Raw genomic sequence first — 11,435 nt, 5'->3', positions numbered from 1 at the left:
GCGAGCCGCACTCACAACCCGAACCAAACCGAGTAACAGGAGCCAACGTGGTGTCACTCTGCACCAGAAAGCCCAACTTGTGCGGCGCGGCTGTAACGGGGGGTTACAGCGACCACGAGTTGCGACCAACAGGCGCACCGACTGGACAACTGCTACCAAGGAGCTGGCGAATCGCTACCAACTCGCTGGCCCATCGCTACCCATGAATCACGGCTCCAGGTCGCAGAAAATCTTACACCGGCCAACCGACCTCGGGACCAGCAATTGTCGCGCAAGACCTTATTGAGAAGTTATTTACGCCCGAATCGCTTCACAAAAGGCGGTCTACGTTTGGAACACAAATCCCGCATCAACCGCAAGACCGAACGCAGGAGCAATGAAAGGCGGACTTCGAGAAGTGCCGCAGGAGAAATGAGGGTGGGGAAATGCCGGGTGCGCCGGTCGCACGCCTCCTCACCGACGACGGCGGCACGACGGTGGTCAGATTGGCTTGTTCTGCTCGCGGTGCGAGATTTCCGGGATCGTCAGGAAGCCCCACCGCAGCGCTTGGTCCTGGGTGTAGTTCTTTCCGAGAGTGAGAGCGGTGACGGCTTTAGCGAATTCGTAGCCCAGGTAGAATGCGTGCGGCACGTCGAGCTTCGAGTCTGCTGCGGCCAATCGCTCGAAGACCTCGAACGGGTCGGTCCCGCGCAGGTACACGCTGCCGTTCAGCACGTGCAGTTCCCCACGCTCGGCAAAGATCCGGTAGTTGCGATCGGTCACGCGGCGGGCCAACTCTTCGAGCACCTCCGCACCCTGCTCGTACAGTTTGGGGTCGCGGAGCAGCACCAGATTCGGTTCGAGCCGCTTCGGGAGGACTTTTTCGCGGACGGCGTGGAACACCAAGCGCCGGGCGAGGTCGAACTCCTTCACCGCCGACCGCGTCCAGTTAATCACTTCCGTGGCGAGAACGCTGCGGACCCCGAGTTCCTGGCAAAACCCGGCGAGCACCACGTTCAGCCCCGCGGAGTCGGCGTCGGTCAGTTCGGTCAGGTTGCCGACGCCCATCATCATCTCGGCGTCCGGAAACCGCCGCCGCGTTTCGATGTACCGCCCCAAAGACGCTGCGAACCCGAACCCGATCGGTTCCAGAATCGGGTCGAGCCGGTGGCGGATACCGATTTCGCGGAGCGCTCCGACGGTTCGCGCGAGGCTGTCGAGGTCGTCCGGCGTGTCCGGAATCGCGACCACCTCGACATCGGGGAACTGGACGTGCCACCGCCGCGCGTGTTCGAGGTTGGTGCCGTTCACGCTCAGCACCAGCTCGGCGCCTTCGTTCAGGGCCGCGGTCACCTCGTCGGGGTTGAAGCTGTCGATGGAAACGCGAAAGCCGTCGGCCCGGAGCGCTCGCACCGCAGCGCCGACCCCGTCCCAGGTCGGCCCGGGGTCGCACCCGAGGTCGATCAGGTCGGACCCGCTGGCGCGGTAGCGCCGCGCCTCGCGGAGGATCGTTTCGAGCGGTTTGCGCGGGGCGTGGTTGATCTCGGCGAGGATCTCGATGTCGTACCGGCCGTAATCGACGGGCCGCGACTTTTTGCCGAAGAACTCCGGGAGGTCGCGCAAATCCACCGGCCCGCGCTCGGCGGGCGCGCCGGCCGCACGCGAAACCTCTTCAACTTCGCCGCGGCAGAACCCGGGCAAAATGACGCGCTGGATCTGTTCGGGCAACGGGGGAAGGTGTCGGGACACCCAGTTGGTGGTCATCAGGGCCGCGACGGTGATCGGCAGCACTGCGATGTGCGGCTCGAAGCCCGCCCGCGGCGCCAGTTCCGCCAAGGTGCGGCGGAGCGACGGCTCCGCGAGCTTCCCGGTGATGAACAGGACGCGCGTCGGGCTCATGGCGTGGGAACGGTCGAGCCGGCGTTCAGCGCCGGTTCCGGTTGTGCGGGCGGCTCCGGCGGACTCGGTTGCGGCTCCGGCGGGAACGCGAACTCCGGGTTCCGAAACACCTTCGCGCGGTCCGCGGACACCGGCCCCAGCGGCGGGTGCGGCTCGCTCTTCGGCGTGAGCGGCACCTCGTCCATGATGCTCGTGAGGAACGTCGCCTTCGCGACCAGTTCGGCGTGGACGAAATCGCCGTCGGACTGGATCGGGAACCGCTTCAGGAACGTGGTGCGGTACAGTTTGAACGCGCTGTTGATGTCCGCGAGCGGCACCCCGAACACCCAACCCACTCGGGTGCGGTACCACCACTCGCCCCACCCGTACCACGGCGGGGCGTCGTTCATCGGCAGCCCGGCGAACACGCGCCAGAACAGCTTCCACGTCCCCCCGAGCCACTTCATGACGGCTGGTCGGGGGGAGCCGGCCCGGGCCCCGCTGATGAGGTCGGGTTGCTTGCCAAAAATCTCGTCGCGCAGCTCGACCCGCTCCAACATGGGCCGGACATCACTCGGCGTGTACTGCGCGTCGGTGCCGGTGTACAGGAACAGCGGCTGGGTGGTTTCGGCCAGCGCGGTACGGAGGCAGGCGCCGAACCCGCGCCTCGTATCGTGCGCGAGCGCCCGGAAGTGCTGCACCTTGCCCGCGAGCTTTTGGAGCACCGCCGCGGTTTCGTCGGTGCTGCCGTCGTTCACGACGAGGATCTGGAACGGCCGGTTGAGCGTCCCGAGCAGTTGGCCCCACGCGGGCAGCGCCTTTTCGAGCTGCGCGGCCACGTTGTGAGCCGGGATCACGACGGTGACGCCGTCGCGCTGGGGTGCTGCGGTCTTGGCCATAGGGGGAACGCGGGTCGGTGGTGCCGGCGTCACTCCGCGGTGCGGAGGCACACCAGCGGGCGGGGCGGTCGAGCCGAAGTGAGGTCCGCCAGGGATGCAACCACCACCAGCTTGCGGCCGGTGATGCGCTCGGCGTCCGGGACCCATTCCGGCGGCATCACGACCACGCGCGGGCCGGTCGCGAGCGCCTCCTTCAGTTCACCCCACTCCACCAGAGTATGTAGCGGCGCGCCGAGATGGAAGGCAAGCAAATGCGACTCGGTCCGAAACAGCAGCACCTCCTCGGGCTTCGGAGCCGCCGACCGGACGGCCGCCGCGAACGGCCGCTTCTCCTGTCGCGCCGCCTCGGCGGGTTCGACAACGAACCACATCACCGGCCACACGCCCGCGCCGGCCGCAGTCAAAAGCACGAACGCGCCGCGTGCGAGCCGCGCCACCCGCCCACCGGTACGGGTCACGAGCCACCGTTCGGCCGCACAGCCGACCACGAGCGCCGCCCCGGGGAACGCCGGCAACAGGTAATCGGCCCGCTTGAACCGCGCGGCGGACAGCACCGCGACCATGACAACGAGCCACACCACGCCGAACCGGAACGTGCGGTCTTCGTTCCACAGGCGCGAACGCACGCCCCACACGCCCAGAGGCAAAAGCAGAAGCGTGCCGGGTGCGAACGCGAGCGCGAACCGCGGGCCGTAGTACCACCACGGGTGAGACGCAAGAGCCTCCGACTCGCCCGTGAAGCGGGCCACGTTGTGGTACCAGAAGAACACCCGAACGAACTCGCCGTCGGTCGCGTGCTCGGCCCAGACGAACCACGGCACGGCGACCGCGGCAACCGTACACACACCCAGCACCGCGAACCGCAGCGGCAGCCGGGGACGCTCACCGGGGGCGGAAACGAACCGCTCGACCACCAGGAACGCGACCGCGGTGGTTCCGATCAGCGCGAGACCGACCGGCCCTTTCAGCAGCACCGCGAACCCGGCGGCCACCGCGGACAGAAGAAACCAGCCCGGATTCCGGGCGGCCGTCGGAAAGCCGTTGCAATCCGACTTGCGTCCCGCAAGCGAGTTGGCGGCCCGCGCTTGCGTGCCTCGGTAGAAGGCGAGCAGCGACACCGCGACCGCACAGGTCAGCGGAACGTCGATGCGGGCCGTTCGCCCGATCGCGACGAAATGGTTTGCGGTCGCGAGCGTGACCGTCGCAACCACGGCGCCGGTGCCGTACCCCTCACGCCGGAGGAACCCGTACACGAGCGCCACACAACACACCGCGCTCAGCGCCGCGGGCAGCCGGGCGACCCACGGTGTCACCTCCCCGCCGTTCAGCGCACCGCAGAGTGCCATCAGCCAATAGAACGCGGGCGGCTTCTGGAGATCACGTTGACCATCGAAGAGCGTGGGCAATCCCCACTCGCCGGTGTCCAGCATCCGCTGTGCGTTCTGGGCCGCCCGCGCCTCGTGGCTGCGGACCAGATCGTGTGCGTCGAGTTGAAAAAAGAACAACACGAGGGGGAGAAATGGCCAGCACGCGCCGATCCGGGGCCAGAAAGCCCCGGGTGACCAAGCCCGCGAGCCCAAAACAGAAGCTGCCGGAAGTGCGCTCATGCGGCGTCGCGGGTCGGTTCGGACAGCGGCCGGCGCACATGCCCGGACTCACACAGCCGGCGATACGGCTCGCACCGCGTGTACAACTCCGCGTGCGTGCCGACGTCCAGCACCCGCCCCGCGTCCATCATCGCGACCCGGTCGGCCAGGTCCGGGATGGTGTGCATCTTGTGGGTGATCAGGAACGTCGTGCGGCCCCGGGCGAATTCCTTGATCGCCGCGTGGATGTCGGCCTCGCTCTGCTGGTCCACAGCGCTGGTGAACTCGTCGAGGATGAGGATCTGCGGGTCGCTGAGGATCGCGCGGGCCAGCGCGATCTTCTGGCGCTGCCCGCCGGAGAACTTCGCCCCGACCTCGCCCAGCAGCGCGTCGTACCCGCCCGGGGTCGCCAGGATGAAGCCGTGCGCGTCGGCCTTCTTGGCGGCCTCGATCACCTGTTCGCGCGTCGCCCCGCGTTTCCCGTAGGCGATGTTGGCGAACACCGTGTCGTCGAACAGTTGGGTGTCCTGTGTGACGACACCGATCAATTTGCGCAGCGACCGCAGGTGCGCGGTGCGGAGGTTGACGCCGTCGATCAGCACCGCGCCGGAGTCCGGGTCGAAGAACCGCGGCAACAGCGCGAGGAGCGTGGTCTTGCCGCACCCGTTCCCCCCGACCAACGCGATCGTTTCGCCGGCCTTCACCGTGAGCGTCACGTTGTCGAGCGTCGGTTGCTCGGCGGTCGGGTTGTAAGCGAAGCACACGTGCCGGAACTCGACCTGCTTCTGCACGCCGGTGAGTCGCGGTCCGTTCCAGTTGCCGCGCACGGTCGGCTCGCGGTCGTACAGCTCGAATATGCGTGCCGCCGCCGCTTCCGCGGACTGCATCTTCGTGTACACGCTGGACAGCTTCCGCACCGGGTCGGCGATCGCCGCCAAGAACACGTAGAACTGGATCAGCGTCTCCGGGCTGAGCGGCTGCGAGCACATGGGGATGCCCCAGATACTTGTCCCCTTCGACAGCACGAGATAGATCCCGGCCCCCAGTGCGATCGCGACCGCCAGGATCGTAAGCACCTCGATCGCCGGGTTGGTGAACGCGTCGATGTTCACCAGCCGGAGCGACTTGCGGAAAAATTCCGAGTTCGCCACCCGGAACCGCCGCCGCTCGTGCGCCTCGCGGGTGAAGCCCTTCACCACCCGGATGCCGCTGAACGCTTCGTTGAGGATCTTGTACATCGCGGACATGCGCTGGAGCGCCTTCTTGGCCGCTTTGCGCATCGCCTTGCTCACCCGCGCCAGCACGTACATCGCGAGCGGCACCACGATCACGAACGCGATCGTCAGTTGCCAGCAGATGATGCACGCGGCGATGAAGCAGGTGAGGGCCTTCAGGGGTTCGGCAACGACCCGGCCGTAAAGCACCTTCAGCCCGCCGCCCACCTGCTCGGTGTCGTTGGTGAACCGGGCCATGAGTTCGTTGGTTCCCGCCGCCGAGAGCTGGCGCACGTCCTGGCGCACCATCCGCCGGAAGAACGCGTTACGGAGATCGAAAAGGGTGCGGTGGGAAACCCACCCGACGAGCGACTCGTGGGTAAACTCGAAGCCGCCCTTCACGACCACACACACGAGCACCGCCGCGATGACGCACAGGAACGTTTGGAAAGCGTCCTGCGGCAGCTCCGAGATCACCTTGTCACGGAGCCACCGGTAGCCGGCGCACTGAGTCGCGTGATAGTTCTGAGCGTCCGTCTGATCGGCCAGGTTCTTCGACCAGCGCCGCTTGTCTTTCTCACTCTCGGGTGTGCTGGGCTGCCGGGCCAAGTTCGCCAGCGCGACGTTCAGCTTGTCCACCTCGTAGGCGCGCTCGGCCCGGAGTCGTTCTTGCTCCGCGATCTCCACATCCACCCACTGATGGAGGGTCTGCCCGCTCTTCAGCAGTTTGAGGATCGGAAACAGCGCGCCGAGGTTCACACTCCACAGCACCGCGACCACCAGCGCGCACACGATCGACGTGACCAACCGCCACCGGTACGGCCACGAGAACCACACGCTCCGCCGGAAGTTCCGCATTGCTCGCCGCTCTCCCATTGCCCCGATGGCACTTTTGATTCGAGGGGCGGCGTTATAACCTTCCCGGCCGTGCCAAACAAGCCGGCTTACCTCGCCGGCAGAGAGCCATTGTCGTCTCGCGGTCGCGCATGTGGATTCGCCGGGTACATGAACCCTCCTCAACAAGTGGAAGCGGCCGTTGCCTAAAAGTCCCCGCGCGACCGATACGACCCGTGCTGGGCGGCAACGGTTGCCGGGTCGGAACCTGCTGACCGCGTTTACAGTGCCGGTCATCCGACCCCAGATGGGTCCGATCCAAGGCCAACGGATGCAAGAGCGCCGCAACTTCCTCCCAAATTGTGATCCCGACGCGAGCCAGAGATGAGATTCCCCCTCGGGCGATGAGTCGGATTCAGACTCAAAGCCAGCAAGGCACCCACCGCACGAAACGAATCAAAATTATTGAAAATAAATAGCTTACAACTAGCTTCAGCGAATTCACAGTGCTCAATTTCGGCAACGCACACCGTCGCCTCGCAGGCGTACAATGGGCATCGTATTTTTTCCCTTCAGCGTGGCGCAAGCATCGTCCGGAGTCGCGTTACAGGGGTGCCCGGTGGTCATCGCCGGGGCCGCGAGGAGCAGAATCCATGACCCGCCCGAACGCGAATCAACCGAGCCTCGAATCGCTCACGCTGCGATTCCTCGCCACCCGTTCAGACGCCACGACGGCAGTCGAACAAGGCGAGAGCGAGGTTGAACCGCACGAAGTCGCGGCCGGGTTCCGGGTCGATCCGCGGGCGGCCTGGATCGACGCGAACAGTCACACCTTGGGTTCCCTTGGTGCCATGCCGAACGAGTGGGCCGCGCTGGTGAGTCAACCGTCGGCGGCGTTCGCAGTACCGATGGCAGCCGGTCATTTCCCGCAACGGGTAAAAGACTTACAGCCCCTGCTTACACAGTTCCGGCCGGACGAACTGCGGCCGACCGGCACAGAGTCCCCGCTTCCGGGGTTTGCCTCCCTGCGGGCGTGGGTCCAAAAGAACGCTAAGACGAATGCCCTTGTGGCCGCCGGCATCGCTCGAACGCTCGGCGATTTCGGTGTTGCTGATGACCTGCTTGCCGGTGCGGGTGGCAGCGAGAACGAAAAGGCCGCATTACTATGGCAAAGCGGCAAATGCCAAGAAGCCCTCGCCGCCTGGGACGCGATGAGTGAGTCGCCCGCGGTGTCGTTTAATCGTGGGATGGCACGGTTGTTCCTCGGCCGGTTCGCACAAGCTCGCGCGTCGCTTCAGAAGGCGATCGAAGCGATTCCGGAGACGAGTGGCTGGAACGCACTTGCCCGGTTGTACCTTGCGGTGGCCGAGATCCACGGGTAGCGGAGAACTCATCCCGAAAACGTCGCGAGCTCGCCGGCCCAACTGGGCCGGCGAGCTCGCGACGCGCCGCAACTCTGCCCCATACCTCTTGCTCTCGGTTCGCGCCACGGGTAGCCTGATGCCGCTCGCCTTCCTCCGCATCTTGGAGCTGCTAATGAAAGTTTGTCTCGTGTCGGCGGCCATCGCAATCGCCGTCGCCACCTCGACGGCGCGATCCGAAGACAATAAGCCTCCGGCCGAGTTCACGGCGCTGTTCAACGGCAAGGATTTGACGGGCTGGAAAGGGCACACCACGATGGTCGAGCGGGCCAAACAAAAGCCCGAAGACCTCGCCAAACTGCAAGCCGCCCGAACCAAAACTGCGACGGAACACTGGAAGGTTATCGACGGCGCGATTCACTGCGACGGGAAGGGCGGCGTCAGCCTCGTGACCGACAAGGACTACGGCAACTTCGAACTGATGGTGGACTGGAAAATCGAAAAGAATGGCGACAGCGGGTTATATTTACGCGGGCAGCCACAAGTTCAGATCTGGGACTCGGAAAACTCACCCGGCGCCCGGAACGAGGACAAAAACACCGGCTCCGGCGGGCTGTGGAACAACCCGCTCCCGGCCGACGCCGCGAAATCGACCGACAACATGCTGAAACTCAAGGAAGGTCAGAAAGTAGGCAAAATCCCACTCAAGAAGGCCGACAAACCCGTGGGCGAATGGAACACCTTTCACATCATTGTCCTCGGCGACGAGGTGACGGTGAACCTCAACGGCTCACTCGTAGTTCAGAAAGCAAAGCTGCTGAACTACTGGGAGCGCGGCAAACCGGTGCCTGAAAAAGGCCCCATCGAACTCCAGTTCCACGGCGACCCGCTCTGGTTCAAAAACATCTACATCAAAGAACTAAAATAAGCACGCAAAACCATCTCGCAACCATTGCAATTTAACTATCGCCCAACAATATTTTATTTTCAACAAATCGATTAATTGCTTCCAAGCACAGCGGGCGACCGCACGAATTCGCGTTGAATCCGGCTCGCCTCTTCGCCAGAGGCGATGTCACGAACTCGGGCCGATTGAACCGTTTCCGCGTTGGCGAAGGGTTTCATCCGACCCCGCCCAGCGCGGATTCTTGTTGCTTGGTTTTCCAGAGATTCGTGCTGCTGCCAGCGGCGGAAATGCACTCAGAACTAAAGGACCAACTGCGATTCCATTGGAAAAACAAGCAAACTAATGCGTGTCGGCCCTGCAGTGGCCTCGCTCGCCGTTCAGGCAGTCTCTCGTCGGTTTAGCCTGCGGCTCAGCAATCCACCACGGCTCTGATGCGCCTCGCGTGCCTATGCCGATCGTGCAGAAGTTGGATACATTTTTTGCGATTCCGCCCTGCGCCTCTTTGGTGCCGCCGGAATAACGGAACCCGGCACTGCCGTCATCCGCCACCGCTCCCCACCACGTTTGGGTGCCTCATGCCTCTCGTTCTCCTCCTCGTGGCCGTCTCGGCTGCGCCCGATCGCCCCGCCGCCCCGCCCCCGCGCCCGGCCGTGCCGCCGGGCATCGACCCGGCCCTTGCGGACTGGACCCCGCGCCCGGCCGTAGGAAAGGCGGAGCCGTGGGAACGGATGACCGACAAGGACTGGATCGACCCGCGGTTCCGCGACATGAACACGGGGCCGTTCCTGAACTGCACGATGCAGTACCCGCTCGGCAAGGGACGTGAAACGATCTACAAGGCGACCGTCGTGCGGGTCGGCGCGAAGGACGAGTTCGCGGCGGTATTCGACCGCTCCACCATGCGGGTGAGTGCCGCGTGGGCCGGCGGATATCTGAACCACAGCGACCGCCGCTTCGGCCTGCTCAACACGCCCACCCCAAAGGGCGAAATGCTGTCCGCCGACCCGGCCGGTCCCGGCTGGGCCGCCCCGAACGGCACGTGGGACGCGCCGAAGCCGTTCACCGCGCCGCTGCCGCGGGAGTGGGTGAAGTACCGCGGACTGTATGTTCACGGCTCCCGTGTGATCTTCAGTTACACGGTCAACGGTCGGGAGGTGTTTCAGACGCTCGAACCCGGCGAGACGAACGAGGGAACTCCCACTCTCGTCCGCGTGACCGAAGTGCGCCCCGGGAAGGCCGTCGTCACGCGAGGCACGCCGGGGCCGAACGGATCGCACGTGGTTACGCCGGCCGACATCACATCAGTCACACGCGAGTCGCTCCGCGGGTCACTCAAGTCAGCGGACACCACGGCCGAAAGCGCCCCGTCACGTCTGACCAAAGGCGGCCCGAAGCGCTGGGGCGATCCGATCGTCACCCAACTCGTCCGCGGTAAGCCCGCCGGGGCGTTCGCATTGGACACGCTGACCATCCCATACAAGAACCGCTTCGGCGCGCTGTTCTTCTGCACCGGCGTCGACTTCCTCAAAGACGGCCGGATCGCAATGTGTACCTGCCACGGCGACGTGTGGCTGGTCACGGTCGAGGAGAAGGAGGGTACGTGCTCCTGGCAGCGGCACGCGACCGGGCTATACCACCCGCTCGGGCTGAAGGTTGTTGACGGAAAAGTGGTCGTTCTCGAGCGCGGGCAACTCACCCGCCTCCACGACCTGAACAGCGACGGCGAGGCCGATTTCTACGAGTGCGTGAGCAACGACTGGCACACCGGGGCCGGCGAACACTCCTACGACACCTGCCTGGAAACCGACCCCGAAGGCAACTTCTACTTCTTCAAGACCGGCGACACGCACCTCCCGTCCGGCGGCACTCTGATCCGCGTGACAAAGGACGGCGCGAAAGCCGAAGTGTTCTGCACCGGGTTCCGGCACCCGATCGGGATGGGCATGTCGCCGACCGGCGTGCTGACCGGCGCGGACCAGGAAGGGAACTGGATGCCCGCCACCCGCATCGACCAGTACCGGAAAGGCGGGTTCTACGGGGACATGCGCGGGCACCACCGCACCACCCCGCCCACAACTTACGACAACCCGCTGTGCTGGCTTCCGCGCGAGGTGGACAACTCGGCCGGCGGTCAGGTCTGGGTGCCGAAGGGAGCGTTCGGGCCGCTCGCCGGGCTCCCGCTCCACCTCTCCTACGGCCGGTGCCGGCCCTACGTGCTGCTCCGGCAGGAGCTGAGCGACGGCTCGGCGCAAGGCGGGGTCGCCGGCCTCGGCATCCAGTTCCTGTCCGGGGTGTGCCGCGGGCGCTTCGGCCCCGATGGCAACCTGTACGTGTGCGGGCTCAACGGCTGGCAGACGGCGGCCCGGGCGGACGGGTGCTTGCAGCGCGTGCGGTACACCGGCCAGCCGCTCGACGTGGCGACGGGGCTGGAGGTGCGCGGGAATGTGTTGAAGCTCACGTTCGCCCGGCCCCTGGACCCGAAATCGATCGCAGTAATTGACAACTACCGCTGCGCATGGTGGAACTACCGGTGGAGTGGCGAGTACGGTTCCAAGCGCTGGAGGCCGTCCGACCCGAACGCCGAGGGCCAGGACGACGTTCCCGTTCAGAGCGCCACGCTCTCGACCGACGGGCGGACGCTGGAGCTCACCTTCACGGCCCTGAAGCCGGTGATGCAAATGCAGGTGGGGTACAACGTGAAGGCCGCGGACGGCGCCGCGGTGACCGGCTCGGTGGTCCTGACGATCAACAGCACCAACTGAAAGCGCCGGGCCGGC

Annotated in this window: 7 protein-coding genes; 3 read left to right on the top strand and 4 right to left on the bottom strand. The window is 65.4% G+C overall.

Annotated elements, in window-relative coordinates; genetic code table 11:
• Positions 1-480: 480 nt before the first annotated feature.
• The 4 genes from R5W23_RS27205 to R5W23_RS27190 all read right to left on the bottom strand — a co-directional run bounded on the left by R5W23_RS27205 (position 481) and on the right by R5W23_RS27190 (position 6,414).
• Positions 481-1,878, bottom strand: a complete 1,398-nt coding sequence (locus R5W23_RS27205; protein WP_320689074.1) for a DUF6513 domain-containing protein — start codon at positions 1,876-1,878, stop codon at positions 481-483.
• Entirely contained in the window at positions 1,875-2,756 is an 882-nt protein-coding gene (locus R5W23_RS27200; RefSeq protein WP_320689073.1) for a glycosyltransferase family 2 protein, read from the bottom strand. The genes R5W23_RS27205 and R5W23_RS27200 overlap by 4 nt, the downstream gene beginning before the upstream one ends.
• 29 nt (positions 2,757-2,785) lie before the next feature.
• A complete protein-coding gene (locus tag R5W23_RS27195) occupies positions 2,786-4,264 on the bottom strand; it encodes an ArnT family glycosyltransferase (protein WP_320689072.1) in 1,479 nt (492 codons plus the stop codon).
• A 95-nt stretch (positions 4,265-4,359) separates the two neighbouring features.
• Positions 4,360-6,414 carry an ABC transporter ATP-binding protein gene (locus R5W23_RS27190; protein ID WP_320689071.1) on the bottom strand — a complete coding sequence of 685 codons (2,055 nt, stop codon included), beginning with the start codon at positions 6,412-6,414 and terminating at the stop codon, positions 4,360-4,362.
• A 629-nt stretch (positions 6,415-7,043) separates the two neighbouring features.
• On the opposite strand from R5W23_RS27190, the gene R5W23_RS27185 reads away from it, so the two are divergent.
• The 3 genes from R5W23_RS27185 (at position 7,044) to R5W23_RS27175 (ending at position 11,420) form a co-directional block, all read left to right on the top strand.
• A complete protein-coding gene (locus tag R5W23_RS27185) occupies positions 7,044-7,772 on the top strand; it encodes a hypothetical protein (RefSeq protein WP_320689070.1) in 729 nt (242 codons plus the stop codon).
• A gap of 118 nt (positions 7,773-7,890) precedes the next feature.
• Positions 7,891-8,679: a 3-keto-disaccharide hydrolase gene (locus R5W23_RS27180; protein ID WP_320689069.1), complete on the top strand. Its 789-nt coding sequence runs from the start codon at positions 7,891-7,893 to the stop codon at positions 8,677-8,679.
• Positions 8,680-9,233: 554 nt separating this feature from the next.
• On the top strand, positions 9,234-11,420 hold the full coding sequence (locus R5W23_RS27175) for a DUF6797 domain-containing protein (RefSeq protein ID WP_320689068.1): 2,187 nt from the start codon (positions 9,234-9,236) through the stop codon (positions 11,418-11,420).
• Positions 11,421-11,435: the final 15 nt, after the last annotated feature.

The organism is Gemmata algarum (assembly GCF_034097035.1).
Classification (GTDB): Bacteria; Planctomycetota; Planctomycetia; order Gemmatales; family Gemmataceae; genus Gemmata; species Gemmata algarum.
The sequence above is the reverse complement of the archived record's forward strand: the minus strand, read 5'-3'. Positions and strand labels throughout refer to the sequence as shown.